The following is a 21843-nucleotide window of genomic DNA, read 5'->3' as shown; positions in this document are numbered from 1 at the left end:
AGTGGGTGAATGATATATTTGGAAATCTTCACAGCGGGATCCGGAAGACAGAGGTGCTGGAGCGGAGGCTGGAAAGGATAAGGGAACATGACAGAAGAATATAAACAGGAACTGCCGCTGCCATTTTATCTGGCAGGGGCAGTTCCTGTTATATGGGCGGCGTTGCTGACAGCACCATTACTCCCAGACAATTTCATGAATATTGCTGCAGGTTTGAAAGAGTCGATGAAACATCCCCTGCAGGTAGTATGGTGTGAAGGCAGCTTGAAAACAGTTTTTTTGTTTTTACTTGCATATGCAATGGGCATTGGAATCTATTATGCTACAAAACGTAATTACCGGAAAGGGGAAGAGCATGGCAGTGCAAAGTGGGGGAGCCCGAAAGTATTGGGGAAGAGATATGCTGATCATGATTTCTGCAGTAATAAGATACTGACCCGGAATGTAAGAATCAGCTTTCAGGTCAGGAAACACAGAAGGAACCTGAACATTGTAGTAATAGGCGGGGCAGGCTCCGGAAAGACAAGATTTTTCGGAAAACCAAATGTCATGAGCGCAAACTGCTCAATGGTAATTTTGGATCCCAAAGGTGAGATATTACGTGATACAGGGCATCTGCTGGAAACCAAAGGCTATGTGGTGCGGGTACTGGATCTGATTAATATGGAACGGTCACACTGCTATAATCCTTTTGTTTATTTACAGAATGATAACGATGTCCAACGGCTGGTTACAAATTTGTTTAAATCCACTACGCCAAAAGGTTCCCAATCACAGGATCCCTTTTGGGACACGGCGGCCTCCATGCTACTGCTTGCATTGGTTTTTTACCTAAAATATGAGGCTCCAAAAGAGGAGCAGAACTTTCCAATGGTTATGGAGATGCTGCGTGCAGGCGATGTGAGTGAGGAGGATGGCTCTGAGCAGAGCCCTTTGGATGAACTGTTTGAACGTCTGGAAATGAGGGAGCCGGAGCATATCGCATTGAAGTATTACCGTGCATATCATTCGGGTTCGGCTAAAACGTTGAAATCCATTCAAATAACATTGGCGGCACGGCTGGAAAAATTCAACTTGGAGAGTCTGGCTTCTTTGACGGCAACAGATGAACTGGAACTGGCCAGGATGGGTGAGGAGAAGATGGCGTTATTTGCCCTGATACCAGACAATGATGTAAGTTTTAATTTTCTGGTCAGTATTTTATATACGCAGTTGTTTCAGCATCTTTTTTATGTGGCTGACCGCAAATATGGCGGGAGTCTGCCGGTGCATGTGCACTTTGTAATGGACGAATTTGCCAATGTTTCACTTCCGGATGACTTTGATAAGATTCTTTCGGTAATGCGTTCGAGGGGGATATCTGTTTCTATTATTCTGCAGAACCTGTCGCAGCTGAAGGCACTGTTCGAAAAGCAGTGGGAGTCGATTTTAGGGAATTGTGACAGCTTCCTCTATCTGGGAGGAAATGAGCAGGGTACCCACAAGTATGTTAGTGAGCTGTTAGGAAAAGCCACTATTGATACGAATACTTATGGAAAATCGACAGGGCATTCAGGAAATTATTCCACGAACTATCAGATAACAGGACGGGAACTAATGACACCCGATGAAGTGCGTATGCTGGATAACCGGTATGCGCTTTTGTTTATCCGTGGGGAACCAGCAGTGAAGGATTATAAATTTGACATCATGAAACATCCGAATGTAGGGCTGACTACGGACGGGGGCGCAAAGCCATACCGACATGGAGAGGCAGACGGGGCGATAGGGAGTGTCAGCATAGTCACAGGTGTATTACCTGACGGTACGTTCGATGTTACACCGGCGCTGGAAACAGGACAGGAAGAAGCTGTTTATGAACTGCTCTCTGAGGCTGATTTGGATGAGTATTTCTAAGACAAAAAGGAGGGGCAACAAAATGGACCGGAAGAAAGAGTGCAAGGAAAGAAAAAATGAGAGGCGGCGTAAAAGTAGGGACTTCAATGCCCGCTGTCTTTTTATGATCTATGCTGTGGCGGTGCTTTTGCTTACTGTTGGAAGCATTACAGTTCATGCGGAAGGCGATCCTATAACCGTTGTAAATAATCTTTCTGATTTTATCTTCGGATTGATCAGGGCGATTGGAATGATCCTGCTTGGGTTTGGCATTGTGCAGGTAGGACTGTCCTTGAAATCCCATGATCCATCCCAAAGAGCAAATGGATTCCTGACTCTGGCAGGAGGAATCATTATAACATTTGCAAAGGAAATCCTAAATATGATTGCCGGATAAAGAGAAGGGAAACAGGCGGTAAGGATCTGCTGTCTGGGCATGGAAAGGAGGTGGATAAATGGAGTCAGATAATTGGGTGGTCCAGAACCTGATGAAGGCATTGGAGATATGGAACGGGAAGCTTTCGGAGATATGGGAGCTGCTGACCCAATCTCCGGAAACCTTCAGAGGCGGGGGGATATGGGCAGTTATGGTCAATATTAATGGAGCACTGCAGGCGATTGGATATGCACTGCTTGTACTCTTTTTTGTTGTTGGGGTAGTGAAGACATGCGGCAGTTTCACAGAGGTGAAGCGCCCGGAACATGCAGTGAAGCTGTTTGTGCGCTTTGCATTGGCAAAAGGTATCATTAGCTATGGGATGGAATTGATGATGGCTCTTTTTACGATTGTCCAGGGGATTATTTCTTCCATCATGAATACGGCAGGCTTCGGAAATACGACGGAAGCCGTGCTGCCGGAGGAGATGGTTACGGCAATTGAAGATTGTGGATTTTTAGAAAGCATTCCGCTGTGGGCGGTTACGCTGATAGGCGGGCTGCTGGTGACGGTTTTATCTTTTATCATGATACTGTCTGTATATGGACGGTTCTTTAAGGTTTACCTGTATACGGCAATAGCGCCGGTTCCGTTATCAACATTTGCGGGTGAACCAAGTCAGAACGTGGGGAAGAGTTTTCTGAAAAGTTATGCAGCGGTTTGCCTGGAGGGGGCGGTCATCGCACTGGCTTGTATTATATTTTCCCTGTTCGCGTCATCGCCGCCGGCAGTCAATACAAGTGAGGCAGCGGTGACTATGGTGTGGAGCTATATTGCAGAGTTAACATTCAATATGCTGGTATTGGTAGGGACAATCAAGATGTCAGACCGGGTGGTAAGGGAAATGATGGGATTATAAAAACGGACGCTCCCAGTATGGAAACGTCCGTTAGCATTTGAGGTTAAAAAACAGATTCATCGGTATCCTCATAGCGCATATCACCGCGGGCATCTATATAGACGGCATCGCGTGGGATTCCCATTTCTTTTGAGCGCTGCAGCTGCCATTTAATATCATCCGCCCGGGCACTCATGTATCGGCGTTCCTGAATTGCGTGGTAAAGAGATACAATCCAGCTGATGAGTGTGATGCCCAGCAGGCCGAAGAGAATGTTAAAAGCCAGCTTCTCATGTGCGGCAGCCCATTTGTTCAGCACAGTGCTGATTAAAAGAAAATAGATGACCGGAAGCGTCAGGCGTAATTTACCGGCAAGTTTAAAAATAATAGAAAGCAGGAATAAAACAATAGTTATTCCTAGTGAAAGCATAGCTGCATATATCATAGTCGCACCCCCTGAATTGTTTTCTTATGAACAGTATAACAGGAACGGCAATGATTGCAAATGTGCAAATATTTTGTGAAAGGAAAGGCAACAAAATGAGGATTATCATTAGAAGTCAAGAGTTTGTTGCTATTGGTGATGTATGGAAGTAAAAATAAACCGTGACATACGGGAATATACGGAGACTATGTTTTTCGGACTGTCCTTGCGGCAGTTTCTTTTTTCTGCCCTGGCATGTGGAGCGGCAGTGGGGATCTATTTCCTTTTGCATCCTTATCTGGGGACAGAGACGGTTTCATGGGTATGTGTGCTGGGGGCGGCTCCATTTGCTGTACTGGGATTCTTCCGGTACCACGGGATGAATGCAGAACAATTTATTTGGGCGTGGCTGAAATCAGAGATTATGATCCCGAAACATCTGGTGTTCTGCCCGGAAAATTTATACTATGAGGCAGTGAAAAGCTGCCTGGAACAAAAAGCGAAGGAGGGGATAAAACGACATGATAAAGACATTGGGAAATGTATTGAAACAAGACAAGGAGCTATTCAGGGTGCCGAAAAGAGTGCAGGATGCCATTCCGATTCAGACAGTCTATCCTGACGGGATATTTAAAGTGGGAAGGAATAAGTATGCAAAGACTTATAAGTTTACGGATATTAATTATGAGGTGGCTTCCCATGAGGATAAAAAGGGAATGTTCTGGAATTACAGTGACATTTTAAATTCTCTGGACAGTGGCGCGACTGTGAAACTGACTGTCGCAGTAAGGAAGATGAATAAGGAGGAATTCAAGGAAAAAATACTCATGACATACCAGGGGGATGAGCTGGACCGCTTCAGGAAGGAAGTGAATCAGATGCTGCTCAACAAGACGCAGGATGCAAATGGGCTTATGAAGGAGCTGTATGTGACTGTTTCGGTCTTTAAAAAGGGCCTAGAGGAGGCGAGAAATTATTTTCTGCGAATGGGAAATAGTCTTGTAAATCATTTCGCAGATCTCGGAAGTGCCTGTGTGGAAATGGAAACGGAGGAAAAACTGCGTATTCTGCATGATTTTTACTGTGCAGAGGAAGAAGGCAGCTTCCAGTTCGATATGAAGGACTCTGCCAGAAAAGGACATGACTTTAAGGATTCCATCTGTCCGGACAGTTTTGCGTTTGAAAGTGACTGTTTCCGGATGGGGGAGCGGTATGGCCGTGTTTTATACCTGAAAGATTATGCATCTTATATCAAGGACAATATGATTTCCGCTCTGGCAGATATCAACAGGAATATGATGCTGAGCATTGACATTATACCTGTGCCTACTGATGAAGCAGTACAGGAAGTAGAAAGGCGGCTGCTTGGGGTGGAGACGAATATTACAAATTGGCAGAGGCGGCAGAATGCAAACCAGAATTTTAGTGCGGCCATTCCCTACGATATGGAGATGCAGCGGAAGGAAAGCAAGGAATTTTTGAATGATCTGATTACACGCGATCAGAGGATGATGATTGCGGTACTGACGCTGGTGCACACGGCGGATACAAAGAAACAGCTGGACATTGATACGGAGGCTCTGCTGGCGATCGGAAGGGAGCATATGTGTCAGTTTGCAGTGCTTCGGTATCAGCAGATGGATGGACTGAATACTGCGCTGCCGATTGGAGTCAGGAAGATTCATGCACTTCGGACACTGACAACGGAAAGTCTGGCTGTATTGATGCCATTCCGGGCGCAGGAGGTTCTGGATGCCGGGGGGATATATATTGGGGTGAATGCAATTTCCCATAATCTGATACTGGTAAACAGGGATAATCTACTGAATCCTTCGGCATTTGTCCTGGGAGTTCCGGGAAGCGGGAAGTCTATGCTCACTAAGTTGCTGATTGTTTTGATTGCCTTGTCTACCGATGATCATATCCTGATCTACGATCCAGAAGGCGAGTATCAGTTGTTAGTTGAGGCATTGTATGGAATTGTGCTGACCTTTTCTGCGGGCGGGCAGGTACATCTCAATGCGATGGATATGGTGAAGGGGTATGGGGAGAAGGATCCGATTATTGATAAGTCCCAGTTTATCCTGTCTCTATTTGAACGGATCAGTGATCACCAAGCTATTGGGCCTAAGGAAAAGAGTATTCTGGATCGGTGCGTTGCAAGGGTTTATCAAGATGGAAAAAAGAGTGGGATTGTTCCAAGTTTCTTTCAGCTGAGGCGGATACTGTTGGAGCAGACGGAGCCGGAGGCACAGGAATTGGCATTAATGCTGGAATTGTTTACGGATGGGACATTGGATATCTTTGCACATCCATCGAATGTGGACATTAGTAATCGGATTATTTGCTTTAATACACGGGATATGACAGAGGATTTAAAAGCTGTGGGGCAGCTGGTCATTACTGATCATATGATTAACCGGGTGGCGACAAACTGGGAGAATGGAATTCGAACACATATCTTTTTGGATGAATTTCATACACTTTTGGAACACCGGTACAGCGAGAACTTTTTTGATAGTGCGTATCGGCGGTTCCGGAAGAGAAATGCATGGGTGACGAGTCTGACACAGAATGTGGAATATGTTCTGGATTCTACAAAGGCGCGCACTATGCTTTCTAATTCTGAATTTATTTTGATGCTGAACCAGGCGGCTTCTGACAGGGACCGGCTGGCGGAACTGCTGCATATTTCGCAGGAACAACTGAATTATGTTACGAACGCCAGGGCGGGGAATGGGCTGGCAAAAGTGGGGAGTTCCCTGGTGCCGTTTTTGAATCCATTTCCTAAGGATACGGAACTGTATCGGTTGATGACCACCAAGCCATCGGAGGAGTTTTAAATAGAAAGTGGTAATTTACAATAGATAATTATACTTTTACAATAAAAAGTTATATTAATGTGAAAAACCGTTAGGATTGGTTGTTGTAAAGTTAGTGTAAAAAAGTCATAGAAAATGTCGTTGCATGGTTTAGTCTGTGTAGCGGCATTTTTTGCTGAAAACTAAATTTTGTATAACTAGTTATTGTCAAAAAGTCGGAAAAGAGTATGACTTATTATTGTCAAATAACAAAGGAGATATCTTCTGAATGAACATTATTATGTCGAAATAAAATAAGTTGTAATTGCATTTTGCGGAAAGAGTATTGTAAAATGTAATTAGACAAGCTGTGAATCAGCGGTGGGTTGACACCTAAAATCTGATACGTTTTCCGAACGCAGGTGTCGGAGGTTGGCAGGCAACGGAAAAACCTGTTATTTTCCATACGTAGGTGCTGGCGGTTGGCAGACAACGGAAAAATCAAACATGAGAAGGGAATGTTTGGTGCTGCGGCATCGACATTCCCTTTTCTAAAACTGTGTAGATAAAGGATAAGGCTATGTGGTGGAGGTACATCGGTATAATTTTCTGTATTTGACAGGAGTCTTTTATCTGAAGAGATTGAGAGGATATTAGAACGCGAAAGTTTATAATAGTTGGAAACATTGAGGCGTATGAGACATAACAGTTTCATGCGCTTTTTTGCGTCCAGAGAAAATGTTGTCAAACAGCAGGAGTACAAGGCATTTGGTATAAACACTCGGTGCCCCAATTTTATGTATCGAACTTTAGCGTGGGTAGATTTAAGTGAATGGAGAGATATAATGGACGGATTGTATTTTATATCAAAGGAACATGAAGAATTTTATAAACACATGTTGAGGCAGAGTGGGAGGAGAGACAAATACCACTGTGCCTTTTTTTATTGCATTGGAATTACGGAAATGACCCGGGATAACGTTGGTAAGTTATTTGATTTTAAGGATGACAGTATTAAGCCGGAGGCAATCCATGCAGCATGGCAGACGGGAGAGAGCACGGAGATTACACGTCTTGCTTTTAATTTGTGGAATGGGTTTATGCAGGAGAGTCGGGAAGAGATGCTGTGCCCATATGAATTGTTCAACAGCCGTTTCGCTCCGTACTATATGGAAAGTGTAAAACTGAGGTATCCAGAACAATTCAGAACAGAGCCGAAAAGAGGGCAGGAGAAGGTTTGGTTTAGATAAATTTGTTGTCAGTACGGTAGAAGAGGGAGGCAAAACTGATGGGGAGAGATATTAAAGAGAAGGAAAACAGAAGAGTTATTAAAGTACTGAATAGGGCTGAGATTGTTTTGGGACATTTGAAGGATCCGGCAGTGAAAACCAAAATGGATATCAGTGGTGCTCAGGATGATGCCGAGGGCTCCCCATCAGCTTATGCAGACGATAAGATTAGTGTAGGGACAAAAAAAGCTGCCAGCTTTACAGGAAAACAGGGATTAGTTCATAGCGGTAAAACAGTTCTACAGGTCTCAAAAATACGTAAAAGATACTCAAATCAGGCTAATGAGGGGTGTCATTCAACTAATGAACAGACATTTGGAACAAAAGCCGGGCCGCCAGGTAGACAGGACAATATGTCAGCAGATCGGGATGTCCAGTCGCCAATTAAGAAATTTAAGATTAAACAAAAAGATAAAATAAAGAAAAAAATAAAGATTTTAGAGCGTTCTCAGCAGGAAGCAAAGCAGTGTAACTATGCTGCGGGGAAAGAAATAAAACAAGCTGTTTATCAGGTTCAGAAACCAAGTCAGCAGGGGATGAAAACTGCCGGGACATCTATCAGTACAAGTGGTCAGGCCGTGTTAAGAGCAGCTAAAGCTATAGAAAACACTGTAAAGAATTCCCAGAAAATTGGGAGTGCGGTTTCAGTAACTAAGAACCTGGTTCGTGGCGTTTACAAGTTTACTAGGAATATGGTCTATGCCACCAGGAGCATATTTTTAATAGCTTCAACATTTGGGAGTGCAGCAGTGGCACTGATTCTGATGATTGTTCTTTTCGGGAGTGTTTTGTCTGTGAGTGGAGGAAACAATGGGATTATAGATAATTTGATCAGTGTTGAGGTTCGTCAGTATGAATCTATTATCTGGCGGTATGCCTCGCAATATGGAATTGAAGATTATACAGAACTAATTAAAGCGGTTATGATGCAGGAAAGTGGTGGGCGCGGGCAAGATCCCATGCAAAGTTCAGAATGCGGCTATAATAATCGGTATCCCCATACACCAAATGGAATAACGGATCCCGCATACTCTATTGAATGCGGTGTGCAGATGCTGCGGGACAGTATTCAGATGGCTGATGTGAAGAATCCGATAGATATAACACGAATCAAACTGGCTTTGCAGGGCTATAATTTTGGAAATGCGTATATTGACTGGGCGATAGAAAAGGATGGAAAGTATACGGCTGCAAATGCAGCCCAATATTCAGATATGATGGCGCAGAGGATGGGATGGAGCAGTTATGGCGACAAGGAATATGCTTTCCATGTTCTGCGCTATTATGCTTTTAGAGAGGTGGAACGAGGTGGGGGAAGCAAAGCGATAGTGGAAGTTGCGCTGTCGCAGGTTGGGAATTTGGGAGGAGAGCCTTATTGGAGATGGTATGGATTCAGTAGAAGAGAAGAGTGGTGTGCCTGTTTTGTTTCCTGGTGTGCAGAGCAGTGTGGATATATAGAAAGCGGAGTGGTGCCGAAATTTGCATATTGTCCAACTGGTGTTGCATGGTTTCAGGAGCATGGACGCTGGAAAGGGCGGGATTATGTCCCTGCATCTGGAGATATTATATTTTTTGATTCTGATGGTGATGGGATATCAGAACATGTGGGAATTGTAGAAAAAGTAGAAGATGGGATGCTATATACCGTGGAGGGAAATTATGAGGATGAGTTTAGTAAAGCTAATTACCCTATTGATTATATAGGTATAAATGGATATGGAATTAATGACAGTCCATTTGAAATAGAATATACTAATTGACGGTTCACATCATGATTTCGAAACAAATATTGAGGCGACAAAAAGAGTGGCAGAATATGCGCATGCACACGGTGTCGTGGTAGAAGGCGAATTGGGACAGCTTGCAGGGATCGAAGATGATGTCAATGTGTCCGCGGCGGATGTGGCATATACCAATCCGGATCAGGTGGAGGAGTTTGTGAAAAGAACAGGTGTTGATTCTCTGGCAGATGCAATTGGGATTCCGGAATATATGCTGCGTGAGGCCGCGAAATCAGCAGTGTGTAAAATCAATATAGATTCAGACCTGCGGCTTGCATCACGGCGGGGAAGGAAAAGTATTGGCAAAAGATCCATCTGCATTTGACCCAAGAGCCTATCCTAAAGAAGGACGTGCAAATATTAGGACACTTGTAAGTTATAAGATTATTGACGTACTTGGGAGGGAACAGAAGGCTTAGTTATAGAGGAAATGCAAGTTGAAGCTAAAATGCTTATGGCGGGTTATATGAAATTATAGGGAGTGTAAAATGAAGTATGTAGATTACAAGTGCGCACTTTGTGTAACTGTTCATGGTTCTGAACAATTACACCTGGTCTGCATATAAGCGTATCTGACATTAAAACCACTGTCTGTGGTATTCCCTCGGAGACAGTGCAAATAAAGACGATTCAAAGGCGATACCATATTCTTGTAATTCCATGAAGTATATAGATGCGAATATTTATGGTAATAATTGTGCAAACTATGATATACTGTTTATAAGTAAATTGCAGTAGGAGGTGTATTCAATGGTAACAGCAGAAAAAGTTACTTTTTCTCCAGAGGAATTAGCAAGAATGGAAATTCGTAATTTTATTAATGAAGGCTTGAAGGATGTCCAGGATGGTAACCTCTATGATTTTGATGAAGTATTTGATGAAATAGAAAGCAGGTACCGAGATGCCTGATTATAGCATTATACTTACTAGGCGGGCCAAAGATGACATTATTGATATAGGTGACTATATTACATATACGTTATTAGAGCCTGAAACTGCACGGAACTTTATTACCGGTCTACGTAGCGCAATGGGGAGACTGAAAGAATTACCAGAACGCTATCCCTTGGTAGATGACGTTGTTTTAGCCAGTCAGGGGATTCACTGTATGCCATATAAAAATCATTATATTTTTTATGAAATAATGGACATGATGAAGACAGTTATCATATTAAGAGTTGGTCATAACCGTCGGAATTGGAAAGAGATATTAATTAAATAAAAGCAGATCAATATAAGGGAGTGCGGTTTATGCAGTCCCTTAATATTTTGAGAGAATATATTTTTACTGCCTCTGAAGATCAGTAAGCAGATTGTGGGAACTAATACACTGATAGGTTAACTGAATACTCATAAATATCCGGTAACGGAGGGAGTGGCAGTCTACGAAAAGCTGAGTCAGAACTGCAGTGCTGTACTATTCCGGTATACTCTATTGAATGTAGGGAAACAGATGCTGCGGAATATGCGTATTTTATACTGAAAATATTGTTTTTTGATGCTGTACCCGCGAAGTTCGATCTGGGTTGCCGTAGTTGAGGAGAGGTAGTGTAAATTAGTTTGTGTCCTTGGAAAAAAGTGGCTCCTTTTTGGTAAGAATTAAGATATGACAATTCTTATCGAAAAGGAGTATTTTTTATGTCAGTAGCAAAGGAACAAATTCGACAGATTATTTCAGAAAACAACATTAGCAGCGTTGCCGATGTCTACGCACTATTGAAGGATAGTTTTAAGGACATCCTCCAGGAACTTATGGAAGCAGAATTGGATGCCTCCCTTGGGTATGAAAAAAATCATAAAGGAGATTTGCTTACCGACAACAAAAGGAATGGACATTCTTCAAAAACACTCAAGAGCCAGTACGGAGAATTTCAGGTGGACATTCCCAGAGACCAGAATGGGGAATTTGAGCCGAAACTTATCCCAAAATACCAGTGTGACATCTCTGGCATTGAGGAGAAGGTGATATCTCTTTATACACGGGGCATGAGCACAAGGGATATTAATGACCAGCTCCAGGATCTCTATGGCATTGAGATGTCGGCAGAAATGGTCAGCAAGATAACAGATAAGATTCTCCCTGAGGTCAAAGAATGGCAGTCACGCCCGTTGAATCCCATATATCCTTTTGTCTTCATGGACTGCATCCATTACAAAGTAAGAGAAGACGGCCGCATTCTCAGTCGTGCCGCATATGTAGTGCTGGGTGTGACGGTTGGGGGTACAAAGATATCCTGAGTATCACTGTAGGAGCCAATGAAAGTAGCAAGTTTTGGCTTGGAATGCTCAATGATCTGAAGAACCGAGGAGTGAAGGATGTGCTGTTTTTCTGTGTAGATGGTCTCCCAGGGTTTAAGGATGCGATTCAAGCGGTATATCCGCTGGCAGAAATCCAGCGGTGCGTCATCCATATGCTACGTAACTCTTTCAAATATGTGAACTATAATGACCTCAAGAAATTCTCTTCTGACTTCAAGGAAGTATATCATGCACCAAATGAATCCGCTGCCCTTTCAGAACTGGAGAATATAAAAGAGAAGTGGGGGAAGAAATATCCCTATGCAATCAGCAATTGGGAGAACAACTGGGAGGACGTCAGTTCTTTCTTTCAGTTCTCCGGGGATATCAGGCGAATTATGTATACCACCAACATCATAGAAGGTTTGAACCGTCAGTACCGTAAAGTCACCAAGACAAAGAGTGTATTTCCAAGTAACAGCTCATTAGAAAAAATGCGATATCTTGCTAGTGGGAATGTCATAAAGAAATGGACACAGAGATACCGGAACTGGGATCAGGTACTAAATCAGCTGATTGTTCTCTACGATGAACGGATCACCCAGTATCTTTAAAATGAAGAGAACCGGAACGGCAGCATTTCCTAACTAGCCCGTTCCGGCCTTATTCCTTCGGCATTAGCAGTATTGCCAGAAATCCCCACTCTTATTCCAGAGGTCGGGTGTGGGCAGAGCCCACGTTCTTCATAAACATTGCTAATCTATAATTAGAAAAGAAATTCGACACCGTAAAGAAACAGTACTCGACAAAGTTCCTATACATATCTAGTTCTTATCAGGAAAAATCATTTTCCATAGACACAGAAATTTTTACGCCCTCACATACAATGGGCTATAGTAGCCTATAGAATAGAAAAAATTCTTCGTAAATTAATTTCGCTCATGACTGAACCTCCTTTACAATTTTCTGAATTGTTGTTTTTGAACTACCTAAGATATCTGCGATTGCTTGTAAATTAAAAACTTTAGAATCCTTCTCGCGCAGATATTTTGCCTTAATTCTCAATAACTTTCGTGATTCATTGCAGTTTTGAGGAATAATATTTTGTGTAATAAAAAATTCCTCGCTTTGGTTATAATCTCCTCTATATCTGCACCGCTTAGTCCATCAAACAAGGTTGAAATCCCTAAAATTTCTTTTTGGCTGAATGTATATAGTTCATTTGAAAACAGTGTAACTAATTCTGTTATAGCATCCCAGTCAGGCAATTCGATTTCTAATTTGTAGTCGAATCTTCGCCATATAGCAGGATCAAGTAATTACTGGTGATTAGTTGCAGCTAACATCAGACTATCTTTACTCATTATATCAATATTCTGTAGAAGACTATTAACAACTCCTTTTAGTTCTCCAAGTTTATTATTATGATCTTTTGCCTTGGCAATAGCATCAAATTCATCTAAAAATAATACACAGGGCATTTTTTGTGCAAACTCAAATAAACTGCGAATGTTTTTGGCCGTTGTACCTAGATATGAAGAAATCAGGCTATCTAGCCTAGCGACAACGAACGGCAAATTTAATTGTTTAGCAATTAAGTAGGCGCACTTTGTTTTTCCACATCCTGGTGGTCCGCATAGTAATAGCGAATTAGAAACATTTATACCAAAAGAATTAAGTTTGTCAGCATTCTGATAACTTAAAATAAAAGATTCTAATTTTTCAGCATTTTGTTTTGAAAGAATAATCTCAATCTCATTTTTATAAAGATAAATTATATCAGCAATGTTTATTCTTGATTCGCTATCTACAGGAATAGCAACAGAATTAGATCTACTCATAGGAGTTAAAGCCGCCTCCGCTTGAGCTGATTTTAACAAGGGTGATGTCGGACTGGTATGCAACGCCGTGTTCTATATTTAACCGTGTTACGCTAAAGCAGACTTTATCTTCTTTACTGGGCTTCAGATGTTCATCAGCCTGATTCTGGGCGCAGGAGCAAGATTTGTATCGACACTGAATTACAGTATTCAGGCGGACAAGATTTCTTTTCGGAGACAAATGCATAGTATAGGATCCGATATAGTATTTTTTGATGTGTTTACCATTTTTCCTAAAAGCTATAATGTAGTGATGTATTACACTCGTTGGGATACATCAGAAATGATGTGGTATCTTTAGTTGGTTCAGAGTGCCGTTCGTTATCATAAGCAATACAAAACATAATAATTTGACCAGGAAGCCTCATTTGCTTTCTGGTCTTTTTGCTGTGACTTTTCACCAAAAAAATCCCCTCAATATTATTCACATTGATGAAAAAATTAAACTTATAGACGAAAATGAGAAAAGTGTTAATACCTATACGATTTGCTGATTTATGATGATTGATTTTAAGGATTTACCACTATAAAATAAAATATAAAAAGCAACAGTTGTTAATAAAAATTCCACATGTATAAAAATATAAGCGAAAGGAGAAAGAATATTTCATAGCAATTTTTTCTAAAACAAAATATTAATTGAAAGAGGAGAACGATGAATAGAGTAAAAGAAATTATCAAAAAAATGACGTTAGAACAAAAGATAGCTCAACTACAGTGTATGCTGAGTCTCGGATCAAGTATTGATTCATCTGCCTGCCCACATGGTCTTGGTGAGGGGGCAATTATGCCAGTAGGGATGACGAAAGAGGAGCTTGCTCAAACGATTGAAGATTCAAGAGCGGCAATTGCAAAAAATGCAGAAGGAGTCTCACCAGCATTTCATGTGGAAACGTTAACTGGTGTTTCAATCGCAGAAGCCACCGTATTTCCATCAGCAATCGGATTAGGAGCAACATTTAATCCTAAATTAGTGGGGGAAGTAGCAGCGGTTATACATGATCAGGCTGTTGCAGCCGGATTTCACCAGGCACTGGCTCCGGTTTTAGATGTCTGCCGTGACCAGAGGTGGGGAAGAATTGGCGAGACTTACGGAGAAGACCCAACTTTATGCGCATTGATTGGTACTTCATATGTAAAAGGTCTGCAGGGAGGAGAAGGTGAGATGATTGCTGCAACCGGAAAACATTTCCTGGGATATGGTTTGTCCGCAGGCGGACTGAATATGGCAACGTGCATGGCTTCAATGAGTGAGATTCGTGAAGTATATGCAAAACCGTTCCAAGCAGCCATGACAGAAGCTGGTATGATATCAGTTATGAACTCCTACGGAACAATTGATGGGGAAATGGTTATAGGATCAGAAAAGATACTGACTGAGCTTCTAAGAAACGAAATGGAGTTTGAGGGGACGGTCATCTCAGATTATGCATCCATTGAACATCTAGTGGATCATCGTCTGGCGGCAGATATGAGGGAAGCAGGGCAACAGGCTCTTCAAGCAGGACTTGATATTGAATGCCCGATACCAATTGGCTATAGTTTTGAGCATTTGATAAGTGCTGTGAAAAATGGAGAAATCTCAGAGGAATTAATTGACAGATCCGTTTTGCGTATTCTAGAGAAGAAGAGGAAGCTTGGGTTGTTAGAAAAAGGCAAGCGAAACAGGAAAAGCTTCAGCTGTTATAATACTGAAGAAAGTTGGTCAAAGAGCCTTCAGGCAGCACGGGAATCGATTGTACTTTTGAAAAATGACGGAATCCTTCCGCTCCAGAAAATAAAACAGAAGATAGCGGTTATTGGGCCTCATGCGGACAATATCCGGCTAGTGTTTGGTGGTTATACTTTTGCTGCTGGTACGGATATGATGATTGGTGGTTCGCTGGCCGATCAGGCAGGGATGGATACGAATGTCAACGATCTTGCGGAAGCGACAATGAAAGTGAAAAAGGATGTACCGATGTATCCGCAGAGCAGCGTGGAATGCGATAATGCGGCTGCGATTGAAGCAGTGGCAGCCGCTTATCCATATACCAAAACTATTTTGAGCTGCATCTGTGAGAAAAATCCGGAAGCAGAGGTAACATATCTTCGTGGATGCGATGTGGCTGGCAAGGACAGATCTCAGTTTGAAGCAGCCAGCCAGCTTGCAAAAACTTCGGATATAGTCATTATGACAGTAGGTGGAAAATATGGATGGGGAGGCTCATGTACCATTGGTGAAGGAATAGACAGCGATGATATTGGTCTTACTGGCGTGCAGGAAGAATTAGCATTGAACCTAATTGAAACCGGAACTCCTGTTATCGTTGTACATATGGATGCGAGACCTTTATCAAGCCCAGCCATAGTAGAAAAAGCAAGTGCAATCCTGGAAAACTGGTTCCCGGGAACAACAGGAGGAAAAGCTTTGTCGGATGTATTGTTCGGAGATTACAACCCGGCAGGCCGCTTATCTGTAACAGTTCCTAGAAATGTCGGTCAAATTCCAATCTATAATGGACAGTATACGGGAAATAGCTACTACAGTAAGGAATGTTCCACCTGTTCCTGTCGGTACGTAGATTCGGAGATGGAACCTCTATTTTATTTTGGTCAGGGTCTAAGCTATTCCAATTTTACATATAGTGATCTCCAGGTATTGAATCAAGAAGTCTCAGCAGAAGAAACTGTTTTTGTTTCTTGCAAGGTTAAGAATACTGGAACAATGGATGGAGAAGAGGTAGTACAGCTTTATGTATCAGATTTGCAGGCTTCTAAGTTGCGCCCTTATCAGGAGTTTGCTGGTTGTGCCAGAATCGTGCTTAAAGTAGGAGAAGAGAAAACTGTGTTTTTTTCGATGCGAGCAGATCAGTTTGCTTTTGTTGGAAAAGATGGGAATTGGATTGTGGAAGCTGGCGATATGATGGTCAAAGTAGGCGGCTCCTCAGTAGATCTTCCATTGCAGAAGACCTTCCGTATTACTGATACAACGGTTATTCGTCCTGCAAAGCGAGGCTTTTATGCAAATTATGAAATAAAATAAATAGGTAATCAGGACAAGTGAAACTATCAAAAATACAGTTTGGAGGAATGAAAATGGGTAAGAAAAGCAAGAACGTAAGCAATCCGTTAATCAGTACATTTGGCGAGAAAATCCGTTTTGCTATGGGAGATGTGGGATGTAATATTATATGGGGATTTGTAGGAAGTTTCCTGACACTCTATTATACTGACAGTATATTCTTATCAGCAGCAACAGCGGGTACAATTATGATGGCTGCGAGAATATTGGATGGCCTTAGTGATATTTTGATGGGATTTATCATTGAGAAGACACATTCAAAATGGGGGAAAGCCAAGCCGTGGCTGCTGTGGATGTGTGTACCATTGATGATTTCATTCTTTTTGACTTTTCATGTTCCGGCTGCATTGACCGGTGCGGGAAAGACAATTTATATTGCAGTCACCTATACAATAATGTCTGCGATTACTTATACAGCTGTAAATATGGCATATATTACACTGTTTACTTTATTTGCACCAGACAGTAATGACCGAAATGTAGCAACCACATTCCGTACTTTATTTGCTATGTTAACAGCATTAGGGGTTGGTATGGTCAGTATGCCGTTGCTGAATGCTTTGGGTGGGATCAAAAGTCAGGCAGCCTGGGATAAGATGACGATTATTCTTTCAGTGATTGCTTTGGTCTGCATCCTGATTACCTTTTTTGGAGTCACGGAAAAACAGATTACTGCTGTGGATGTGGCCAGAGCCAGTGGCAAAGAAATGGAGTTAGAAAAGGACAAGAAAGATCGGATGCCTTTAAAAGAGGTATTTAAAAATCTGTCCAAGAGTAAGTATTTTTATATTGCTGCATTACTGAGCGTTGCTTATTATATGGGAAATAGTACCGGTGGAGTGAATGTATATTATGCAAGAGATATTCTGGGGGATGCAAACTTAATAGGTCTGATTGGTTTGGTAAGCCTTCCGACAATGATACTGGGAGCTATTCTTGCACCGGTGCTTTATAATAAGTTTGGTAAGAAAAAAATAATGATTTTTGGGTCTTGTGTTATTATTGTTTCTACAGCAATCCAGTTCATAAATCCTTATAATTTAGTTCTATTCTTTAGTATGTGTGCTATGAAAGGATTTGGAACGATGTTTTATGGAGCGGCTATTGGTACATTACCAGGGGATGTGGCAGACTGGAGCGAATGGAGGACTGGTGAACGAGCAGAAGGAATTGTAACCAGCCTATCAAGTTTCGGCTCCAAGGTTGGTTCCGGTGTTGGTACCGCACTTGTGGGTTGGTTTTTGGCTTTGGGATTATATAATGGTGGGGCAGAGGTGCAGGCACAGTCTGCACTGAACTCAGAAATTGCGTTGATGATTGGTGTACCAATGGCGCTGGCTGTTATTCAGATTATTCTCCTGCTGATTTGGGATATGGAGAAGATTCGACCGAATATTATGAAAGAACTGGAAGAAAAAAGAGGAGCAACATCCACTGAAAAGTAATACATAATTAATCTGATACAATGAAAGAACAATAGAATACAAGGGGGGAGATACAAATGAACTTTCAAGACTTAGATGAGAAAACGGGTGCTATAATTGGCATGATAATAGAAGAGGTTTTCCGTAATGAACGCCAGGGTAAGATAACCCGTCTGGGAGGCCTGAACAAGTACGCTCTAAAAGGTCAGATTTTGTTTACCGGTTCTTCCCTGATGGAACATTTCCCTATAGAAGAATTCTGTATTGCTGAAGGGATCCAATCGATTATCTATAACCGTGGTGTTGGTGGGTTTACTACTGACGACTTTCTACGGAATATCCACACCGTCCTTCTTGAACTGGATCCTTCTAGGGTATTTATAAACATTGGAACCAACGATATCAGCGAGAGTATCGCTCCCGATGGTGATTGGCTTAATCATCTCATCACAAATTATGACTGCATTCTTACGCAGTTAAAAGCTCAGAAACCGAATTGTGATGTGTATTTGATGGCATATTATCCGACAAATCAGGCGGTCATTGCCGGGAGTCCTTTTAGCAAACAGACCTTTGGCTTACGAACACAGGAAAATATCAACAAAGCGAATCGTGAAGTTGAAAAACTGGCGGTAAGATATGGTTATCATTATATTAATGCAAATGCCGGTCTTGCAGATGTAGATGGTGATTTGAAAGCTGAATACACTACCGACGGAGTGCATATGACTCCTGATGCTTACTTTCAGGTTTTTCGTAATTTAAAACCTTATCTATAAATAGACGTAAAGATGAAAACGAGGAGATTTTGCCATGCAGATAGCACTTACACTGGTTTCTCAGAATTTTATAATGTTTCTTTTAGCTGGCATTGGCTTTCTGCTATTTAAGGCAAAAAAAATATCCCCGGATGGTAGCAAAGGGATTGGTAATATTCTGATATATGTGGTTCTGCCTGGGGTCATCATTAATGGGTTCATGGTAGAACGGACAAAGGAGCATCTGGTAGCCCTGCTCTTGTCAGCACTACTGGCATGTATTATTTTAGTGATAAGTATTTTGATGTCAAAACTATTCTTCCGCAATGATCCGATTGCCGCCTTTGCCGCCGCCTTTTCCAATCCGGGATTTTTCGGTGTGCCGTTAATAATTGCATCACTTACTGAAGGTGCGGTCTTTTATATTGCTGCATTTATTGGGTTCTTGAATCTCATGCAGTGGACTTATGGTATCTCGCTCATGACTGGCCGTCAGGGTAAGATTAAGATTGGTGCCTTAGTAAAAGCACCTTTCTTTATTTCGATTATCGTTGGGCTTCTGCTGTTTCTTACCCAGTGTCCACTGCCTGTTCAGGTTACAAATACGTTGTCTTACCTCGCCGGTCTGAATGCACCGCTTGCTATGTTTTTGGTCGGTATCTATATAGCACAGACAGACCTAGTGGGTATGTTCAAGAAGAAACAAATTTATCTTGCATGCCTTGTGCGACTGGTTTTGATTCCCCTGCTTTCGGTCCTGGTGTTACTTCCTGTTCCGACGCAGTTTATGGAAATGAAACTGGCTATCCTAATTGCTTCTGCATGCCCGGTTGGGTCTAATATTGCTATCTATGCCCAACTGCACGAACAGGATTATCCATATGCAGTGGAGATAGTGGTTGTCTCGACACTTTTTTCAATAATTACCATACCGGTTATTATTTGGATAGCAATGTAGAATATCCCTCATGTTGGAATGATCAGATATCAGAGTTCTCTTTAATTGCCATGAGATGACGCACCATCAAATCCAAAAAACGATTTTCAGATTTCACATCACTATGATTATGAATCCAGTTTTGCTGTATCGCAGTAACACCACCTACGATAAATGTATACAATAGTTCTTGTTCTCGCACGGATAGATTATGGCCATGCGGCAAAGATGCTTTTAGTACCTCTTGATAATAAGGTTCCATAAAGCTTAAAAAGAGGTTTGAGGAGGTATTGACAGACATTAATGTAGTAAAGGTGTCATCATGAAGCATGGTGTCTAAAAAGGTATCTGAAATAGATTGGCGGTTTCTGTAACCGGGTCTTTGCGTGTCCACATATTTTTTGAATTTGACGGATAATTCCTCTTCAATTGCTATCTCCACAGCACGTATATCTTCAAAATGGAGATAAAAGGTACAGCGGTTAATTTCTGCAAGGCGGCAGAGTTCAGTAACCTTAATTCTATCCCTAGGTTTCTCTTTTAATAGCTTAATGTAAGAATCCATAATGACTTTTCTGGTATAGAGAGTCCGTCTATCTGTTTTTCGCTCTTTTTTATTTATAATATTTTCCACTTGTGACATTTTAACAAAAATTCTCCTTGAATTTTATTTACATTGATGAAAAAAATAAAGTTATAGACAAAAATGAGATAAGTGTTAACAACTATACAATTCGTTATTTTGTGACGGTTGATTTTATGCTCTCCTCATTATAGAATAAAATCACAAAAAAATCAACAAGTGTTAATAAACTAACCGGCTGTATTAAACTTTCAGTGCACATAAGCTACTCTTTAAATTCTGCAAGTTTAAATCGGTTTCGATATTCCAGTGGTGTCATATGGAATTTTTCCTTAAAATAACTGCTGAAACGGCTGGGAGAAGAAAACTGCATATAATCAGATATTTGCCCGATGGATTCCTCTGAATATTTTAACAAATTAGCAGCTGCATTCAGACGTTCATCGCGGATATAATGCTGTATGGTCATGCCGGTTCTCTTTGCAAAAAGCTGAGAAAGATAATTGTTATTTATATTTAGTTTAGCAGACATATCTGCAATTTTAAATGGGTGATATAGGTGTTTGGCGATATAATCCCTGCATTGTTCAATGATTGCTCCATATTGAGGTTCCTGATTATGCTGGTAAACCAGCAGAGTAAATGTTCGGAAGCATTCAATGAATAGATCATACAATTTCAAAATATCACTGCATACGGCAGCTTTCTGAAGCAGCAAGTCAGAAGTTTGATAACAGTTAAGTGGGGGAACCCCGCCACGGATGGCGGCATGCATCGCAAGTGATATAGAGGTTACAAGGGTATATTCAACTTGTTTATAATTATTGTCTTTAGCCAGTGTACCGACATTGCTAAAAGAAGAGGAGATATTGTGTGTGTGTGAAATCATTTCATTCATTTTCTGAATATCTCCGGATTCAATATAGCTACACCAAATCTGCTCGCCCGCGTAATTAGTTGGTTCTTTCCCCTCTTTATGAATATAAAGATGGTATTCCACAGAATCGGATTCATTAAGCTGAAGAGAATTATTTTTATGTATAATGATTTGATGGGTTTCTATGGAATCTCCAGTTAACATCAGCCAGATCATAGAAATCAAGCTCATAAGTTGTGACACGGCAAGCTTTGGAAAGCGTCTCTTTTCAGAATTAAACGGGTAATTTTTTTGGAATTCATTCATTTGATGAGTAGTCAAGTAGTTGCTCATTACTGGGCCAAGTAGCATATGGTAATTTTCTCTGCAAGGGAAAAGTACGAAATAGGCATTGTCCTCAAGAACCAGAATCTGCGGAAAAGTTGAGGAAACAGAAGTAGTAATGATCTTTACTATAAAATGCAGATTCTCGGCGGAGACTGATTCGCCAGGACAAATCATATTCAAGGAAGCATCAAAAACATATGTCTGAATATGAAAACATTCCATGATATGTTGTGCAATATAAGAATAGTTATTGGATTTTTCGGACATGGGTAGTACCTCCTGTTATCAGTCATTCACTATATATTAAAATA

At 41.4% G+C, this 21843-nt stretch carries 17 protein-coding genes and 2 pseudogenes; 15 read left to right on the top strand and 4 right to left on the bottom strand.

Annotated features, from left to right (window positions below; translation table 11 throughout):
- Positions 1-87: 87 nt before the first annotated feature.
- From BN1938_RS09040 to BN1938_RS09030, 3 genes are all read left to right on the top strand, one after another.
- Positions 88-1896: a VirD4-like conjugal transfer protein, CD1115 family gene (locus BN1938_RS09040; RefSeq protein ID WP_050640283.1), complete on the top strand. Its 1809-nt coding sequence runs from the start codon at positions 88-90 to the stop codon at positions 1894-1896.
- 103 nt (positions 1897-1999) lie between these two features.
- On the top strand, positions 2000-2272 hold the full coding sequence (locus BN1938_RS09035; protein WP_242843854.1) for a glutamyl-tRNA amidotransferase: 273 nt from the start codon (positions 2000-2002) through the stop codon (positions 2270-2272).
- Between the two features lie 58 nt (positions 2273-2330).
- A complete protein-coding gene (locus BN1938_RS09030) occupies positions 2331-3170 on the top strand; it encodes a VirB6/TrbL-like conjugal transfer protein, CD1112 family (RefSeq protein WP_050640282.1) in 840 nt (279 codons plus the stop codon).
- 43 nt (positions 3171-3213) lie between these two features.
- Here BN1938_RS09030 and BN1938_RS09025 read toward each other — a convergent pair whose 3' ends face one another.
- Positions 3214-3594, bottom strand: coding sequence for a hypothetical protein (locus tag BN1938_RS09025; protein WP_050640281.1), 381 nt, complete (start codon positions 3592-3594; stop codon positions 3214-3216).
- Between the two features lie 142 nt (positions 3595-3736).
- Here BN1938_RS09025 and BN1938_RS09020 point away from each other — a divergent pair, with 142 nt between their 5' ends.
- From BN1938_RS09020 to BN1938_RS08990, 8 genes and pseudogenes are all read left to right on the top strand, one after another.
- Entirely contained in the window at positions 3737-4195 is a 459-nt protein-coding gene (locus tag BN1938_RS09020; RefSeq protein WP_050640280.1) for a PrgI family protein, read from the top strand.
- A complete protein-coding gene (locus BN1938_RS09015; RefSeq protein ID WP_050640279.1) occupies positions 4095-6416 on the top strand; it encodes a VirB4-like conjugal transfer ATPase, CD1110 family in 2322 nt (773 codons plus the stop codon). The genes BN1938_RS09020 and BN1938_RS09015 overlap by 101 nt, the downstream gene beginning before the upstream one ends.
- Before the next feature lie 803 nt (positions 6417-7219).
- Positions 7220-7624 (top strand): DUF6075 family protein, encoded by a 405-nt coding sequence (locus tag BN1938_RS09010; protein ID WP_050640278.1) that lies wholly within the window; start codon positions 7220-7222, stop codon positions 7622-7624.
- 38 nt (positions 7625-7662) lie between these two features.
- Complete coding sequence (locus BN1938_RS24200) at positions 7663-9423, top strand: lysozyme family protein (protein WP_050640277.1); 1761 nt, start codon at positions 7663-7665, stop codon at positions 9421-9423.
- Positions 9410-9863 (top strand): annotated as a pseudogene (locus tag BN1938_RS09000) (class II fructose-bisphosphate aldolase); the annotation flags it as partial. The gene BN1938_RS24200 and the pseudogene BN1938_RS09000, both read left to right, overlap by 14 nt.
- A gap of 331 nt (positions 9864-10194) precedes the next feature.
- Complete coding sequence (locus tag BN1938_RS23350) at positions 10195-10353, top strand: hypothetical protein (protein WP_156320698.1); 159 nt, start codon at positions 10195-10197, stop codon at positions 10351-10353.
- On the top strand, positions 10346-10666 hold the full coding sequence (locus BN1938_RS08995) for a type II toxin-antitoxin system RelE/ParE family toxin (protein ID WP_050640275.1): 321 nt from the start codon (positions 10346-10348) through the stop codon (positions 10664-10666). The genes BN1938_RS23350 and BN1938_RS08995 overlap by 8 nt, the downstream gene beginning before the upstream one ends.
- 416 nt (positions 10667-11082) lie before the next feature.
- Positions 11083-12296, top strand: a pseudogene (locus BN1938_RS08990) (IS256 family transposase).
- 705 nt (positions 12297-13001) lie between these two features.
- Here the strand turns inward: BN1938_RS08990 and BN1938_RS23890 are convergent.
- Positions 13002-13523, bottom strand: coding sequence for an AAA family ATPase (locus tag BN1938_RS23890; RefSeq protein ID WP_242843831.1), 522 nt, complete (start codon positions 13521-13523; stop codon positions 13002-13004).
- 694 nt (positions 13524-14217) lie between these two features.
- Between BN1938_RS23890 and BN1938_RS08975 the strand changes: the two genes are divergently transcribed.
- From BN1938_RS08975 to BN1938_RS08960, 4 genes are read left to right on the top strand one after another with little or no spacing between them, the layout of a single operon-like run.
- Positions 14218-16587, top strand: coding sequence for a glycoside hydrolase family 3 N-terminal domain-containing protein (locus tag BN1938_RS08975; RefSeq protein WP_050640273.1), 2370 nt, complete (start codon positions 14218-14220; stop codon positions 16585-16587).
- A 17-nt stretch (positions 16588-16604) separates the two neighbouring features.
- Positions 16605-18071 (top strand): MFS transporter, encoded by a 1467-nt coding sequence (locus BN1938_RS08970; protein WP_148487152.1) that lies wholly within the window; start codon positions 16605-16607, stop codon positions 18069-18071.
- A gap of 56 nt (positions 18072-18127) precedes the next feature.
- The gene (locus BN1938_RS08965) at positions 18128-18829 is read left to right on the top strand and encodes a GDSL-type esterase/lipase family protein (protein WP_242843830.1); all 702 of its coding nucleotides are present in this window, start codon (positions 18128-18130) and stop codon (positions 18827-18829) included.
- A gap of 34 nt (positions 18830-18863) precedes the next feature.
- Positions 18864-19766, top strand: coding sequence for an AEC family transporter (locus BN1938_RS08960; protein ID WP_050640271.1), 903 nt, complete (start codon positions 18864-18866; stop codon positions 19764-19766).
- Between the two features lie 22 nt (positions 19767-19788).
- On the opposite strand, the gene BN1938_RS08955 is transcribed toward BN1938_RS08960, so the two are convergent.
- Complete coding sequence (locus BN1938_RS08955) at positions 19789-20388, bottom strand: TetR/AcrR family transcriptional regulator (RefSeq protein WP_050640270.1); 600 nt, start codon at positions 20386-20388, stop codon at positions 19789-19791.
- 205 nt (positions 20389-20593) lie between these two features.
- Positions 20594-21799, bottom strand: a complete 1206-nt coding sequence (locus BN1938_RS08950; RefSeq protein ID WP_050640269.1) for a helix-turn-helix transcriptional regulator — start codon at positions 21797-21799, stop codon at positions 20594-20596.
- Between the last annotated feature and the right edge of the window lie 44 nt (positions 21800-21843).

Origin of the sequence: Eubacterium sp. SB2, from assembly GCF_001244405.1 — a bacterium.
Taxonomy (GTDB): domain Bacteria; phylum Bacillota; class Clostridia; order Lachnospirales; family Lachnospiraceae; genus Faecalicatena; species Faecalicatena contortus_B.
The sequence above is the reverse complement of the archived record's forward strand: the minus strand, read 5'-3'. Positions and strand labels throughout refer to the sequence as shown.